Genomic DNA, 16,176 nt, shown 5'->3' with positions numbered 1-16,176 from the left:
TCCAATCCCCCATTCAACTAAATTACATATTTTTACCATACAAAATACTACATTTTTTTTCAATCCAAATTGTACTTTTTTCTAAATAAAAGTGCATTGATGGTTCCCCCGAGGATCAACGTCTGGGCTGTCAAATAAAGCCAGATCATCAAAATAATAAGGGTTTTGACATTGCCATAAATGATCGAATATTGGCTGTATCGAACATAGAACGAAAAGCCTAACGAAATTAGCTGCCATATAATGGTTGAGAACACAGCCCCAGGGAGTACTTCAATAAATTTAAGCCTTGCTTTCGGGACAAATTGATAGAGGACATAAAAGAAACAGAATAAGACAAAACTTCCGACAATCCATTTTACCGGGTTCCAGAACTTGATGATAAATGCAAATAGCCATGCATCTTCGTTGAGGGAACTAAGTACGAACCGTTCGGCTACGGGTACCAAGACTGAAATGACAACCACACTGATGAAAGCGATGGTCAACAATAATCCTTCAAGTAATTGAACAAGGAAAGAGCTTTTTGTACGTTGGGGGTAGCTTTCGTTCAAAATCCGTGAAAAGGATTGGATTGCAAAGGATGAAAGCCAGATAGAAGCGATGAATCCAAAAGTCAATAAATTCTTTTCCTGGTTAGCGAAAATGCCATTCAGTGTATGTCTTAAGAATTGAATCGTCTGTTCTGGTGCGTAAGGTTCGACCATATCCAAAACTGATATGGTGTCTATCGGTATGTGCCCGACCATTGTGAATACGACAATGAGGAATGGGAAAAGCGACAATAGGAAATAGTACGACATCTGAGCTGCAAGGTCGTAGATTTTACGATCAAAAAATTCACGATAAAGCGTTTTTAGTAGCCACACCATTGTCATCATAATGGATCCCTCATTTTCATCACTACAATTGGTATAACCAACATGCTGAATTTAATTCGATTTAAAGGATTTCTGTTGTACACGGCAAAGTATACGGTTATACCTAAAACTATTTTCTGGGAGGATGTGATGATGAAGCACACAAATTCTCGGACAGTTCAGGATGTGGCGTAGTTGGACAGTAAATTCAGTGGTCTTTGGCGCTTTTAGGGTCACTTAATGCTCCAATGGGGAAAAAATTCGCTTTTCCTATTCAAAAGGGAGGTCCAAATCGGACAGCCCTTCATATTTATGATTTATCTCAACAACTAAGAGGGGAAACGCTACAAGTTTGAAATTATCTCAACAACTCGAAAATTATCTCGAAAACTCGAAAAACGGCCTCAGCTGGATTTTACTCCAACCGGGCCGTTTATGATCAGGATGTTGAAATTTTAATAGGTTGTTCGATATCCAGTTCTTTAGCGATGTGTTCACCGATCGGAAAACAAGCTGTCGCAGCAGGGGACGGGGCGTTGCAGACATGGGTGCTTCTTTTGCTATGGACTAGAAAAAAGTCATCTACAAGCGATCCATCCGATTTCAAGGCTTGTGCGCGGATTCCAGCAGGTGCCGGCTTCAGGTCATCAGCTTCAATGGACGGAATCAATCGTTGTAAGCTGCGAACAAAAGCCCCTTTATTGAAAGATCGGATCATTTCATCCAGTCCTTCCCTCCAGTAGCTTGAAGCCAGCTTCCAAAAGCCAGGATAGGTCAACGTTTCGGATAAATCCTTCAAGGAGATGTCGCGCTTACGGTAACCCTCTCTTTTAAAGCCTAGAACAGCATTCGGACCAGCTTCCACGCCACCGCCGATCATCCGTGTAAAATGAACGCCGAGGAATGGGAAATCAGGATTGGGTACAGGATAAATCAAGTTTTTTACGAGATATTCTTTTTCAGGCTTCAGTTCAAAGTACTCTCCCCGAAACGGCACGATTTTCAGATCAGGGTCCTGCCCGCTCCGTTTCGCCACACGATCACTTTGCAAGCCGCAGCAATTGACCAGATGTTTCGTCCTGTAAGTGTAGGAAGCTGTTTCTACCGTAACTTCGTTTGGACTTTCCTTGATATCATTCGCTTCAGTACTCAAGAAGAGATCTGCGCCACGATTTTCCAAAACCGATACGATTGCCGAGCATACGCCTACATAATCGATGATCCCTGCTTGAGGTACTTTTATCGCTTTAATCCCGTTCACATACGGTTCTTCCTCTTTCAATCCCGCCTGATCCAACAACGTAATGTCCAAGCCGTTCTTCAAGCCTCGTTCATAAAGATTTTGCATGGCATCCAGTTCTTTTTCATCAGTCGCAACGATCACTTTCCCGCATTGTTCATACGAAATCCCATATTGACCACAGAAGGCTGCAAGCTTACGACCACCATCCTTAGCAAATCGAGCCTTCAGACTGCCTGGTTTATAATAGATACCGGAGTGGATGACGCCACTGTTATGCCCGGTCTGATGTTTTGCCCAGCTGTTCTCCTTTTCGAGCACAGCGATTTTCAATGACGGATGGTGCTCGGTCAGGGCATAGGCAGTAGAAAGGCCGACGATTCCACCACCGATGATCATGACATCATACATAAGTTTACCTCCGTTCTATATTGTTGATTTCGCTTTGATCAACTTTATACTTTTTTAAAATAGCCTCGTTGGCGCAACAGCTCACGATGCAAGTCCGGGTGTTTTTCAAATGCTGCTCTTCCATGCAGCCAGAACGTGTTGTTCAATACGACGAGACTACCTACAGGAAGCTCTAGTTCGACTACAGCTGAACTGCTCTCCATTGATTCAGACAATGACTTCAAATATTCCGCTTGTTCTATTGTATCAGGATATGCAAACTGATCGATGAATTGGATGCAGGTTTTCCCGTTATGCTCATAAAAAGTATTGTTGTAAACGGTCTTGCTGACATTTTTACTTGCTGGGGATTTGTATGGTATTTTTGTGGATGCGACAGGATGGTTTGCATAATAGTCAAGTTCTTCCCAATCATCCAGGTGTAAAAGTCGTGATTCTCCCCCTGATGCATTTTCCTCCGCGAACTTCATCATCAAGAGCCAGTCACATGGCTCATCGACGAATGTCCCGTCTGTATGGAGGGTGAACAGGCGATAGGCCTGCCGCAGGTAAGAGTCGCTATTGTCCGTATCTTTTACTGTGAATCGAGCGTAATATTTTCCTGACATTGCATCAAAGTTGACGCCGCCGATCAGATGGGTGATGGCTGTGGCGAATTTTACGTAATCTTCATCTGAGGATGCAACCTTTCCGATTCCAAGAGTGAAACCGCCGAATTCACGATCATGAAGCACCTCATTGATCATTTTTGAAAAATCCTCACCAAGTACCTTTCTTAAATCATTTGCTATGACATAACGCCTGTAAGGGATATACTCGAGTTGTTGTGGACTCGTATCACGATGTTTTTCCAAAAAGGCAGCCACTGCTTCATCCTTCAGTTCGATGTGATAAAGACGATTCGATTGCGGGTGTTGGACTACATTGAAATGCTCAAAAGACTTCACTAAATCAGATTTCACCATATTCATATCAATTCCTCCTTGAAATTTTGGGCGATTCCGCCAGTGATAGGCTGATGCATCAAAAAAAGCCAGCAATATCTCCAAGTGGAAGATATCACTGGCTCGATCTACGCTCGGCTTCCGGATGAGAAAGTCCGATAGATTTTTCAGTGGTCTGAACATGTTCATTTGTCGTCGAATTCACCGAACGGGAAAGGGGGTACCTTTCTCCAGGTGATTATATCCTTTATCTTAAGACCAGGATTGACGATTGTCAATGAATATTTTGCAATTTTTCACTTTTAGGTTCAACCTGCACCTAAGCTTAGCTAAGCCAATTTTTCTTTGAATCATGGAATTATTTTACGACATGAGGGGTTTGATATTGTTTATAAGCATCGCGGACAGCAGCAAGGAGTGCCGACTTTGCTTTTCCGTAATAATGGTTTTCAATTTCCTTTTCAATCAGTTGAATTCCATCACGGAGACTGAAGCCTTTCAATAAATTCCCCAAGTATGATTGGGCATGATCGGTTGCTAGGGTACAATCTGCCCATACAATCACGCCATAATTGTGATCGACCTCGATCGTAACGGTCAACGTTTCATGTAAATCACTGACCGCCATACCATTCGGTAATCGTGCATGTCCTGCAAGCATCTTCGTATTTGGCATCTTTCTTTTCCTCCTATTGGGTTCGTATTCGATCGATTTCATCCACCAATTCTTTCCCTATGACAGTTTCAAGATTGGAATAGATGGGAGTGAGCGTTTCCATCCATGCTTTTCGTTCATCTTTGGTCAACAGATGTATAGCAATCGCTTTATCACGCTTCAATTGCCTGATTTGCCTGTCATTGATTTCGATGGCGTGACGGCTGATCCAGTCCGTCGTCTCGCTCATCGCCTCATTTATGTCTGTTTGTATATTTTGAGGTAAGCCCTTCCATGTGTCTTTATTGATCAAAATGATATTGCTCATGATGGCGTGGTTGCTTACGGTAAGATAATCTTGCACCTGGTAAAGCTTTCTAGTGTATATATTAGACACCGTGTTTTCTTGTCCTTCAATAAAATTGACTTCAAGGTCACGGTAAAGCCTGTTGAAGTTCATTCCACTGGTACTCGCCCCGAAAATGTTGAATTGAGATTTGATGATGGGGCTTTCCATGATTCCGAAATGCATTCGTTTAAAATCGGAAGGGTATTTGACGAACTTCTTGTCCGTCGTCATCTGTTTATAGCCGCCGAACCAAAAATCCATCCCCTTCATACGATCATCATCAGTTTCCTTTAAAAGCCGAGTCCCGATCTTTCCTTGATAGGCTTCTTTTACCAAATCATGATTCGTATAGACAAAGGGGAGATCGAGCACCTGGAATAGCGGATATTCCGATGTGAGCTCAGAGGTTGAAGGCGCAATCATCTGCACGTTTCCTTCCCGCAAGGCACTAAGCTGTTCATCCTCATTGTAGAGAACGGCATTAGGATAGATTTCTACTTCGACTTGCCGATCAGTCTTTTCTTCTACCCGTTTGGCAAAATACCTTGCTGCTTGTCCTTGCGGGGAATTCTCAGAATAAACATGACTGAATTTTATCGTGATCCGATCCTTCAAACCACTCTGTTCATCATCAAATTCAGGCGTTCCGGCAGAACCGGAAAAATCGAAGCCGACGAAGACAGCCGTCACGATTCCGACTGCAACCAAAATTGCGACCCATATGACTGTCCTCATCACGCCTCACCTCCAAGAATCCTTTACCATAGTGTATCACAATGGTTTTCTCATGGTACAATAATGATAAATTACCAGAGAGGGGTGAGGGCGGTGTCATTACAACGTTTACCGATTCGTTGGAAGATTACAATTCTATCTTTTGGCATCGTCCTGTTTTCATTACTCATAGGCGGGATCATTCTGACAGGGAACATTTATGAGATGAAAGAAAGGGACCTCGGTCATCGTTCATTACTGACAGCAAGGACAGTCGCCAACCTGCCTGAAGTACAGTCGGGGGTGGTGGAATCCAGAGGATGGATCGAGATCAATCCGATTGTTGAGCGGATCCGCACAATCAATAACGCTGATTATATCGTCATCCTTGATATGAATCGTATCCGTTATTCCCATCCGAATGAGGATATGCTTGGGACATTATCCTCAGGTAAGGACGAGGGACCGGCTTTTGCAGAACATACCTACACGTCCAAGGCGCAGGGCGAGCTCGGTACAGCAGTAAGAGCGTTCGTGCCGATCATGAATGAGCAGAAGGAACAGGTCGGAACAGTTGTCGTCGGCATCATCCAACCGACTTTATGGGAAGTTCTGGGAGAGTTGAAGCATCAGATCTTGATCATTGCCCTACTGGCCTTACTATTCGGAATCATCGGGTCATGGTTACTAGCGCGGCATTTGAAACAGGAAACTTTCCAACTCGAGCCCTACGAGATTGTAAGGTTATTAAAAGAGCGGACTGCTACACTCCAGGCTATGAACGAAGGGATCATTGCGATCGACCGCGATGGCAGAATCACCGTATTCAACGATAAAGCGAAACGGATCCTGAACCTGCAAAAGGAGGTTGCAGGGAAACAAATCGAAAAAGTCATCCCTGAATCCAAGCTTGGTGATGTCCTGATAAATGGAGCTAGTGTGTACAAGGAAGGGATGAAGATCAATGAGAACATCATCATGAGCAGCAGGGTACCGATTTTAGTCGAAGGGGAAATCGTGGGAGCGGTAGAAGTTTTCCAGGATCGTACAGAAGTGACTTCAATGGCGGAAGAGCTTACAGGTGTCAAAGCGTTTGTCGAGGCGCTCCGTGTCCAGAACCATGAGCATATGAACCGTCTCCATACGATTGCAGGACTCATCCAGTTGAACGAAAATGACAAAGCGCTCGAATTCTTGTTTGAAAATCAGGAAGAACAACAAGCGCTGACGAAATTTTTATCGAAACAAATCCATGATGAAAGCATTGCTGGCCTATTATTAAGTAAAATAAGCCGGGCAAAAGAGCTCGACATCGATTTGACAATCACTCCGGAGAGCCGTCTGAAAAGGTTTCCAGGACTCCTTGACCGGCATGATTTTGTTCTCGTATTAGGGAATCTGATTGAAAACGCCTTTGACGCTTTTGTTGATGTAGAACAGGATATGAAGCTGATCGAGATCCATATTGAACAGTCGAATGATCTTCTCTATGTATCTGTTGAAGATAATGGCAAAGGGATGACAGAAGATGACCAGGCAGCTATGTTTACGAAAGGATACACAACAAAAGGGAGCAAAGGCTCGGGGATCGGTCTATACCTCGTCAGAAATGTGCTCGAAAAAGGGGAAGGCTCTGCACGTGTGAAAAGCATCCCTCAGGAAGGGACAAGTATCGAACTGTCATTTCCGATGAGACCAGGAGGAATCGCACATGAACAAATATCCGGCCATTAAAGTACTGTTGATCGAAGATGATCCTATGGTCAGAGAGGTTAATCGTCAATTTATTGAACGTGTCGAAGGCTTCCAGGTGATAGCATCTTCCAGCAATGGAAAAGAAGGACTTGAACTTGCGCGTTCGCTGAAACCAGAATTGATTATACTCGATATCTATATGCCCGAAAAAGATGGTCTGGAGCTGATGGCAGAGCTACGAGCATTGCAGCTGGGCATCGATGTTCTTGTGATCACAGCGGCGAATGATAAAGAAACGATTCGGACAATGCTGTTGAACGGAGCAATCGATTACATCATCAAGCCTTTCAAGTTCACCCGTATCCAGAAAGCCTTGGAAAAATACAAGGCATTACACACTGCGTTTTCTAAAGAGGGCAAAATAGGACAAGAAGATCTTGATCGATTGATTAAGACGACGGATGATATTCCTGTATACAGCAGCAAGGATGAAGGTTATCTGCCGAAAGGACTGAACCAGCAGACACTTAAGCAGATCCTGCGATATTTGAGCAATCAGGAAACTTCACTTTCTGCAGAAGAGACCGCGGATGGAGTCGGAATTGCAAGAGTGACAGCCCGTCGTTATCTAGACTATTTAGGCAAAACAGGAAAAGTTGAACTCGATGTTCAATATGGTGGTGTAGGCAGGCCGATCAACCGGTATCGGCTAGTTGGGAAAGTGGGGTATGAACAATGAAAGGTCTATATGATAAACTTTATGAAAATATCAAAGAGATTTGTCATCGTTTCCCCATGGTCGAAGAGAAAGTGAATGGATTTGGGCATACCTCTTTCCGGGTTAAAGACAAACCTTTCGTCATATTAGGAGGAGATGAATCGAATCCTTCGCTATCGATCAAAACATTGAAAACCACTCAGGAAATGTTGATCCAGCAAAAGGGTTATAAAAAATCCCCATATATCGGCCGGCATGGCTGGACTACTTTTCCACTTGAAAAGATGGACTGGAAAGCGGTCGAAGACTATCTTTTGGAGGCCTATTTTAGGACAGCACCGAAAAATGTCATCAAAAAGATGCAAATGAATCGAAACTGACATCGACAATTAGTATTCTTGTAGTAACTCTGAAAAGGCGGTGTACATATTAGATGATGAAATTCGGAACGGTAGGGACAAGCTGGATTACGGAATCCTTCATCGAAGCGGCGAAGGAAAGCGGGAAAATGGAATTGACGGCGGTTTACTCAAGATCGATTGAAAATGCGAGAAAAATTAGCGGTAAATACGATGCCTCCCAGGTTTATGATGATTTGGAAGGAATGGCAGCAAACGAGGAGATCGATGCAGTCTATCTTGCATCCCCCAACTCTCATCATTACGAGCATGCGAAGCTTTTTTTACGACACAAAAAGCATGTCATTTGTGAAAAACCGATTTTCTCGAATACAGCTGAGTTGGAAGATGCCTATCAAGTTGCTGAAGAAAATGGTGTTTTTCTATTTGAGGCGATGAGGAATATCCACTCACCAAACGCCAAACTCCTGAAGGAGCAAGTAGATAAGGCTGGAAAACTTCGAAGTGCGGTCTTCCAATACATCCAATACTCTTCACGGTATGACCGGTTCTTAGAAGGAGAGAGGCCAAATATCTTTTCAACTGATTTTTCGGGTGGAACGTTGGTCGATCTTGGCGTTTATCCGATCAGTTTAGCGGTATACGTATTCGGAGAGCCTGAAAAGGTTTCCTACCACCCTGTCATGCTGGAAAGCGGTGTTGACGGAAGTGGGACTCTGGTCATGGAATATGACGGATTCATTTGTACCATTTTATGTTCAAAGATTGCTCATTCGTTCACTCCATCAGAAATTCACGGTGAGCAAGTGTCGCTCGTATTGGACCATGTTGCCCCGATCAATAAGATTTCATTGGTTGATCGCAAAACCAAAAAGAGCGAAAAGCTTGGAGAACCGCTGAATGAAAACGACATGATTTATGAAATTGAAACCTTTGCAAAGATAATAGAAGAAAATGACCTGGAAGCCTATCATGAGCTGACCGATTATAGTCGGGCTGTTTTGAGAATCACGGAAACGGCCAGAAAACAAAATAACATCGTCTTCGGGACAGAAAAATAAGGACCTAAAATGTATCTCATACATTCTGATTTTTGTTTTGGGCATTCCCTTTTCAGATATGAGCCGAATTCTGTTTTATAAGCTGGATTCATGAATATATGTGTATTCATGAATTGTATACAACGTTTGTAAACGTATTGAATTAGTTCGAAGTGTTTGCCCACGCAGAACCGAACTTGTTTGGTTCGAGCTTCCCCGTCGGGCTTCCAGTGCCCTTCGTGGCTGACCAGGGCGTTTGCGCTTTTCTTGATGTCTAGCTCCAACGCCCAACCACTTGGATCACTTCAGCCCTCCTGCGGCGGCTACAGCCTCCTCGTCGGGCTTCCAGTGCCCTTCGTGGCTAATCAGGGCGTTTGCGCTTTTCTTATTCAAATGTCCCTTTTACAATCGCTTTTCGCTCTTCCACCATCATTTTCCCTTTTGCAAATACGTCCCTTATTTCAAGTGACTTTTTGTTTAAAAGGACGATATCACCATCAAAGCCAGCTCCGATCTTTCCTTTACCTTTCAACTTCAGGATTTGTGCTGGATTTGAAGTGATCACTTTAAGCACAGTCTCTAATGGAATATCCTCTTTTAGGACTGCCTCCTGGACAGCCGCGAACAAGCTTGATACTTTTCCGATTTTGAGCCCTTTCAGTTCGCCATCTGGACTGAAATCCGGCAGGCTCCCTTGGGCATCTGATGTGAAGGTGATCTGTTCGATCGGGACCCCTTCATCAAGCATCCGTTTCAGTCCTCTGCTGCATCTGATCTCTCCCTCATGAAGAAATTGAGGGATGGTGCTTGTCGTAAAGTCGACATACCCGCCTTTTTTTGCATATTTGATCCCGGCTTTGAACACATGCGGATTCCGGTTGATATGGGTGGGATAGAACTGTTTGATCGGCAGGTCTGTGCGCTCGACAACTTCCTCAAGAATCTTTAAGCAATCCTTGCTGTCACCTACATGAACGTTGACGATACCCGCTTTTCCCGATAAAATACCGCCGTTCCGTGCAGCAGCCCCGATTTTCGCCAATTCCTCCACAGTCGGTTGTGATGAACGGTGGTCGGCGATCGCGATTTCACCGGCCCCTATGATCCTATCCACAAGGATGATGTCGTCTTCGATTCTACCAGTCAGAGTTTTGACAGGGACTTGATAGGATCCGGTTTGGACGTAACAGGTGATCCCTTCCTCTTCAAGTGCTTTAGCCTTGGCTACAAGACTGGACATCGTCCGTGTCGTTCCATCAGTACCGATGACCCCAATCAATGTTGTGATCCCTGCTAAAGTGGCATCCGTCAGCTTTATTTCAGGTGTCCGTGTTTTAAAGCTTCCTTCACCCCCACCACCAATGATATGGACATGTGAGTCGATGAAGCCGGGTACGGCAATTTTACCATCTGCCTCGATTACCTGGATCTGCTGGGAAAAGAAGCCTTCTGGAACTTCAATGTGATCTTCGACAAATCCAATTTTATCATTCACGATCAAAATATCTTTTTGGCCAAGATATTCTGGAGCGTAAACTTCTCCGTTACGTATTAAAATCAACATAGAGCTTGCCCCTTTCTATGTATAGTGTTACCACTTTGTTGTGTTCATTATAGCTCATCGAACGTTTTTTCTACGATAAGATGGAGTTATCTACAAAAAAAACGGAAATCATCTACAAAAACAAAGAAACAACCCCAAAAAAGGCTTAAATTCCACATGACCAAAATGACCAAAATGTCCAATATGTTCTAAACATTCAAAAATATCAATGAAAACGCTATCATGAATATATTGATTATTTGGGGAGGGAATACAAATGAAAAGAAAACTCATATTTATGTTCATACTCGCACTTTCAATGTTGATAGCCGCATGCAGCAATGGTTCTTCAGGAGGAGAAGGTGGATCTGACGGCGGTTCGGGAGAAGCTCAATCCATCGTATTTGGAACAGGTGGTACATCTGGTGTCTATTACCCGATCGGGGGAGCGTTGAAGCCGATTTTTGAAGAAAGTGACCTTGTCTCGAACGTTACCGTCGAATCGACAGGTGCATCCGTCGCGAATATACAAAACATCCAGGACGGTCTTAATCAGATGTCCATCATCATGAGTGATGTCGGTTATGATGCGATGAACGGAGAAGGACAGTTTGAAGGGAACAAAGTCGAAATCACAGCTATGGCGGGCATGTACCAAAACGTTGTCCAGGTTGTGGCATTAAAAGGCAGTAACATCGAAACAATCAAAGATCTGAAAGGTAAAAAAGTCGGTGTTGGACAAGTAGGCTCCGGTGTTGAACAAAGTGCTAAGAAAGTACTCGAAGCAGCAGGAATAACATATGATGACCTATCAAAAGTAACACATACAGGTTATGCAGACAGTGTCCAGGAAATGAAGAACGGCAGCCTGGATGCAGCCTTCTTCACATCAGGAGTTCCGAACAGCAACATTACAGATCTCATGCAACAGACAGACGTGAATTTTGTTGAAATCAAAGAGGATTTAGCAACGAAATTGATGGACAAGTATCCTTTCTATAAGGAATACACAATCGAAGCTGGTAATGAAGCAGCGTATGGTTTGGATAAAGAAGTGAAGACAGTCGGAATCCAAAATATGATCATCGTTCCACCAGACTTGAGTGAAGACCTTGTGTATGATTTGACGAAACGTTATTACGAATATCTCGGTACCGATGGAGTTGCAGTAGGTGCATTGAAGCAGCTTGACCGGGATGAAATTGCAAAAGGGCTGATCGTCGACTTGCACCCTGGAGCGAAGAAATTCTATGAAGAACAAGGTATCACTGAATAAGTCGAGGAAAAGGGGCATCACAGAGGTGCCCTTTTTTTACCATGAGGATTCGATACCTTATGATGGCGGCGATTATCATCGGGATCACGCTTTCGTTTATACCAAAACCATTCCTGCTCCTCAAAACAGATACCGATATCAAGGTCATTCAACCAGCTGCAGCAGGAAGTTCGTTTACGATCCAATGGCGTCACTCGGTTGAGAAGGAATTATGGGAAGAATTTTTCCTAGTGAAAGAGAATGTGATTTATATTGATGGAACAAGATTCAAAACCTTCGGGGCCGGTGTTCCGAGCAATGCAGGTAATGATACGTATATAAAAGATGGCTGGGTGTATATGGTCGGAATCAATCGTGAAATCGGGAAAGAGCTGCGTGTTCGCACTGGAAAAACGACAGGGCACAAGTTCATAATCGATGGAAAAACGATCGAAATGAACCAGCCCGGTACATCATATACCATTGAAACCAAAACCATGCCGTCCATACAAGCATTGTCGCAAAAACTACTATTCATTGTGAGGTGAGATCATGGCAGAAGAAATGAAAGATGTCGTCGAAAAATACGACCGGGAAAGCAACATCAGGACCTCTATAGCTAAACCGGTATTATGGTTCATTACGATTGCAGCTGTTACTTTATCCATTTTCCATTTATACACGTCATATGCGGGTGCACTCGTTGACGTCAAGCAGCGGAGCATCCATCTTTATACATTGATGACAATCGGGTTCCTCCTATATCCGGTGTTGAAGAAGAAAGGGAAGGGAACCGTACCGATTATCGACTACATTACAGCTGGGCTTTCCATGTTTGTCGGGATTTATATGTTGATGACAGCAGAACGAATCATCCAGACTGGCGGGCGGATCAATGACACGGATTTTTATGTCGGTGTTTTGGCGATCATTCTTTTGCTGGAGCTGACACGCCGGGTGACTGGATGGGGACTCGTCATCTTAGGACTCGGATTCCTGGCATACGGATTCTATGTAAAGCTATCCATCTATCCTGAATTGACAAGCCCGGTTGTTCTGAGCGTCTCGAAACAGATCATCGCTCAACTCGTTTATATAACTGAAGGGATTTTAGGGACGGCGATTGGCGTTTCGGCTTCTTATATCATCCTTTTCATTTTATTCGGGGCATTTCTCGGGAAGTCTGGAATGGGTCAACTATTCAATGATATGGCATTAGCAGTTGCAGGCCATACGAAAGGCGGGCCAGCAAAAGTGGCTGTCCTTGCGAGTGGGTTCTTAGGCTCGATCAACGGATCTGCAATCGCCAACGTTGTTACGACAGGAACCTTCACCATTCCATTAATGAAGAAGATCGGGTATAAAAGAGAGTTTGCAGGGGCTGTTGAAGCAGCAGCCAGCGTCGGAGGGCAAATCTTGCCACCGATTATGGGAGCAGCAGCCTTTATAATGGCTGAAAATCTCAACATTCCTTATACGAAGGTCATCTTAGCAGGTATCATCCCTGCATTGCTCTATTACATCGGTATTCTGCTTCAGGTCCATTTCCGTGCATCAAAGCGAGGATTGAAAGGTATCCCTAAAGCGCAGCTGCCAAGGTTCAAGGAAGTCATGGTGGAACGCGGGCATCTGTTAATCCCGATGTTCATCCTTTTGTATTTGCTTTTCTCAGGGAAGACCCCGTTCTTCGCTGCATTCTGGTCGATCATTGCGACAGTCATAATTGCCGGCTCAACCAGGATGCTAGCAATCATGTCAGCCGTTTCGTTCGCATTGATCTTCGGACCTGCATTGACAGGCGGTTCATTGCGCAGTGACTGGTGGGAGCTTGTTCTTATCATTGCCATTCCTGCTGTAATCAATATTTGGCGTAAGGTGTTGAAGATTGAAGCAGAGGAAGTGGATATCAAGGATTGTGCAGAAGCTCTCGAAAATGGGGCAAGAACGACGATTCCTGTAGCACTTGCTTGTGGTGCAGTAGGTATTGTTGTCGGGATCGCCTCTCTTACAGGGGTTGCCCTAGAGATTGCAAACAGTATTGTCAGTATCGGTTCAGCTGTCAACAGCCCGCTTATCCAGTTGGTGATCACGCTTGTATTGACGATGATCACGTCAATCATCTTAGGAATGGGGCTGCCAAGCATCCCGACCTATATTATCACAAGTACGATGGCCGCACCGATCCTTTTACAATTACCGTTGTTCCAGGAACTTACCGGTAATACGGCGAATGCTGTATTCGTTGCCCACATGTTCGTTTTCTATTTCGGTATTTTTGCGAACATCACACCACCTGTTGCACTTGCCGCCTTTGCTGGAGCAGGGATCAGCGGCGGGAATCCGAACAAGACAGGTGTACAGGCAATGGTGCTTGCGATCGCAGGCTTCATCGTTCCTTTCATGTTTGTGTTTTCACCGGAAATGCTCATGTTAGATGCCACATTCACTACAGTCTTGCTTATTGGCGTCACCTCCTTATTAGGGGTATTCCTGTTATCGGTTACGGTAGAAGGGTACATCAATGAACGTGTGCCGGGCTGGTTACGCATCATTTCGTGCATAGGAGCATTGTTATTGATCTATCCGGGATTATTTACAGATTTGATCGGACTAGGGGTATTAGCGTTACTGTTCATTACGGCCTATGTAAAAAAATCAACATCATCTGAAACGTCACTTTCAGCAAAATAACAGGGGGTGTCAAAAATGCGTTTGGCAACAATCATGGTAGGGGAAAAAGAAAATGCTGCCGTTCTTGTGGACGGTAAAGCGATTGTCATATCAGAAATTAATCGTTACTTGAACCTTGATCATCCGGAAACATTGTATGATTTAATCCAACCGCAAGCTTTCAGTACCTTTCGAATCTGGTGGGATTCTGTTGATTTGGAACGGCTGAAAGATGATCTTGGTCACCCGGCAGACAGCGTTCAATTCGGTCCTCTCTACCGCCATCCGCGAAAGATTTGGGGCATCGGTCTCAACTATGTCGAGCACGCGTCAGACCTCCATGAAAAAGCACCTTCGACAGAACCGGCAAGTTTTATGAAACCTGATACGACGATCATCGGACCAGGAGATACGATCACCATCCCTCATCAATCCGAGAGGACGACAGCGGAAGCGGAGTTGGGTGTCATTATCGGTAAAATATGCAAGGATGTTTCCGAAGAGGATGCGGAGTCTTACATCGCCGGATACACTACGATCATCGATATGACGGCGGAAGATATTTTACAGGTCAATCCAAGGTACTTGACCCGTTCAAAAAGCTTCGATACATTTTTCAGCTTCGGACCGGAACTCGTTACATCAGATGAAATAGAGGAATTGATGAATCTGGAGGTCTCAACCATGATCAATGGCGAACTCCATCGTAAAAATAAAATACAGAACATGACCTTCAACCCGTACAACCTGGTGAGCTTCCATTCAAAAGTGATGACTCTGCTCCCGGGGGATATCATTTCGACAGGGACACCGGGTGCTGTCGTCATCCAGGACGGAGATGTGGTCGAATGCCACATTGAAGGATTCCATCCACTCGTCAATCCAGTCAAGGACTTGAAGCGTAGAAAGGAAGAATCAGAACATGGACTTACAATTGAAAAATAAAAGCGTCATCGTGACTGCTGGAAGTAAAGGACTAGGGAAAGCCACAGCGTTGGAATTTGCAAGAGAAGGGGCGAATGTCCTTATTGCAAGCCGTAACGAGGAACAGCTTCAACAGGCGAAAGAGGAAATCTACCAGGAGACAAGGAATGGAAATATCGATTATGTCGTCTGTGACATCACGGATTATGATCAGATCAAAAATCTGGTGAACACTGCTGTGGAAAAGAACGGGACAGTCGATGTGCTGATCAATAATGCCGGAGGACCTCCTGCTGGCCGTTTTGAGAACATGAAGGATGAAGATTGGCAAAAATCGTTTGAGCTCAATTTGCTGAGTTTCATCCGACTGATCCGCGAGGTTCTTCAGCATATGCAAAAACAACAAAGCGGGCGTATCATCAATTTTGCTTCATCTTCCATTAAACAACCGCTTGACAATTTGATTTTATCGAATACTTTCCGCGCAGGGATCGTCGGCCTTGCAAAAAGCCTTTCCCAGGAACTTGCCGAGCATCAGATTCTCGTCAATACGGTCGGTCCCGGGCGAATTGGTACGGACCGGGTCGCTGAATTGGATGAAATCCGTGCAGGGCAGCTTGGAGTGGACTATGAAGAGCATGTTAAGAATACAGAAAAGTCGATACCACTTCAACGCTACGGAACACCTGAGGAATTCGCCAGAATGGTCGTTTTCCTTGGATCCGGAGTCAATACCTATGTTACAGGACAATCATTCCTTGTCGACGGCGGTATGGTCAAAGCATTGTAAAGGATAAAA

General features: G+C 44.3%; 15 protein-coding genes. 9 read left to right on the top strand and 6 right to left on the bottom strand.

The annotated features are described in order from the left end of the window. Window positions 1–59: 59 nt before the first annotated feature. From L1611_RS09445 to L1611_RS09425, 5 genes are all read right to left on the bottom strand, one after another. Complete coding sequence (locus tag L1611_RS09445) at window positions 60–881, bottom strand: YihY/virulence factor BrkB family protein (protein WP_236312813.1); 822 nt, start codon at window positions 879–881, stop codon at window positions 60–62. Window positions 882–1,299: 418 nt separating this feature from the next. Next, the gene (lhgO, locus tag L1611_RS09440; protein WP_236312812.1) at window positions 1,300–2,511 is read right to left on the bottom strand and encodes an L-2-hydroxyglutarate oxidase; all 1,212 of its coding nucleotides are present in this window, start codon (window positions 2,509–2,511) and stop codon (window positions 1,300–1,302) included. 44 nt (window positions 2,512–2,555) lie between these two features. Further along, complete coding sequence (glaH, locus tag L1611_RS09435) at window positions 2,556–3,482, bottom strand: glutarate dioxygenase GlaH (RefSeq protein WP_236312811.1); 927 nt, start codon at window positions 3,480–3,482, stop codon at window positions 2,556–2,558. Window positions 3,483–3,813: 331 nt separating this feature from the next. Next, window positions 3,814–4,131, bottom strand: a complete 318-nt coding sequence (locus tag L1611_RS09430) for a DUF3870 domain-containing protein (RefSeq protein WP_225065061.1) — start codon at window positions 4,129–4,131, stop codon at window positions 3,814–3,816. 13 nt (window positions 4,132–4,144) lie between these two features. Continuing rightward, window positions 4,145–5,194 carry a DctP family TRAP transporter solute-binding subunit gene (locus L1611_RS09425; protein WP_236312810.1) on the bottom strand — a complete coding sequence of 350 codons (1,050 nt, stop codon included), beginning with the start codon at window positions 5,192–5,194 and terminating at the stop codon, window positions 4,145–4,147. Between the two features lie 93 nt (window positions 5,195–5,287). Between L1611_RS09425 and L1611_RS09420 the strand changes: the two genes are divergently transcribed. The 4 genes from L1611_RS09420 to L1611_RS09405 are packed head-to-tail and all read left to right on the top strand — an operon-like array spanning window position 5,288 to window position 9,006. Continuing rightward, a complete protein-coding gene (locus L1611_RS09420) occupies window positions 5,288–6,907 on the top strand; it encodes an ATP-binding protein (RefSeq protein ID WP_236312809.1) in 1,620 nt (539 codons plus the stop codon). Further along, a complete protein-coding gene (locus L1611_RS09415; RefSeq protein ID WP_236312808.1) occupies window positions 6,885–7,607 on the top strand; it encodes a response regulator in 723 nt (240 codons plus the stop codon). Before L1611_RS09420 ends, L1611_RS09415 begins: the two co-directional genes overlap by 23 nt. Further along, window positions 7,604–7,966, top strand: a complete 363-nt coding sequence (locus tag L1611_RS09410) for an MmcQ/YjbR family DNA-binding protein (protein ID WP_236312807.1) — start codon at window positions 7,604–7,606, stop codon at window positions 7,964–7,966. The genes L1611_RS09415 and L1611_RS09410 overlap by 4 nt, the downstream gene beginning before the upstream one ends. A 56-nt stretch (window positions 7,967–8,022) precedes the next feature. Next, entirely contained in the window at window positions 8,023–9,006 is a 984-nt protein-coding gene (locus tag L1611_RS09405) for a Gfo/Idh/MocA family protein (RefSeq protein WP_236312870.1), read from the top strand. Between the two features lie 364 nt (window positions 9,007–9,370). On the opposite strand, the gene iadA is transcribed toward L1611_RS09405, so the two are convergent. After that, window positions 9,371–10,549 (bottom strand): beta-aspartyl-peptidase, encoded by a 1,179-nt coding sequence (gene iadA / locus L1611_RS09400; RefSeq protein ID WP_236312806.1) that lies wholly within the window; start codon window positions 10,547–10,549, stop codon window positions 9,371–9,373. Window positions 10,550–10,805: 256 nt separating this feature from the next. Between iadA and L1611_RS09395 the strand changes: the two genes are divergently transcribed. The 5 genes from L1611_RS09395 to L1611_RS09375 are packed head-to-tail and all read left to right on the top strand — an operon-like array spanning window position 10,806 to window position 16,167. Further along, on the top strand, window positions 10,806–11,804 hold the full coding sequence (locus L1611_RS09395; RefSeq protein ID WP_236312805.1) for a TAXI family TRAP transporter solute-binding subunit: 999 nt from the start codon (window positions 10,806–10,808) through the stop codon (window positions 11,802–11,804). A gap of 59 nt (window positions 11,805–11,863) precedes the next feature. Continuing rightward, on the top strand, window positions 11,864–12,331 hold the full coding sequence (locus L1611_RS09390) for a DUF1850 domain-containing protein (RefSeq protein WP_236312804.1): 468 nt from the start codon (window positions 11,864–11,866) through the stop codon (window positions 12,329–12,331). Window positions 12,332–12,335: 4 nt separating this feature from the next. Beyond that, window positions 12,336–14,474, top strand: a complete 2,139-nt coding sequence (locus L1611_RS09385; protein WP_236312803.1) for a TRAP transporter permease — start codon at window positions 12,336–12,338, stop codon at window positions 14,472–14,474. A 15-nt stretch (window positions 14,475–14,489) separates the two neighbouring features. After that, entirely contained in the window at window positions 14,490–15,398 is a 909-nt protein-coding gene (locus L1611_RS09380) for a fumarylacetoacetate hydrolase family protein (RefSeq protein WP_236312802.1), read from the top strand. After that, a complete protein-coding gene (locus L1611_RS09375; protein ID WP_236312801.1) occupies window positions 15,376–16,167 on the top strand; it encodes an SDR family oxidoreductase in 792 nt (263 codons plus the stop codon). The genes L1611_RS09380 and L1611_RS09375 overlap by 23 nt, the downstream gene beginning before the upstream one ends. Window positions 16,168–16,176: the final 9 nt, after the last annotated feature.

The sequence above is a fragment of the Pseudalkalibacillus salsuginis genome (assembly GCF_021646685.1).
Lineage (GTDB): Bacteria > Bacillota > Bacilli > Bacillales > Fictibacillaceae > Pseudalkalibacillus > Pseudalkalibacillus salsuginis.
This window is presented reverse-complemented; position numbering and strand designations above follow the sequence as displayed.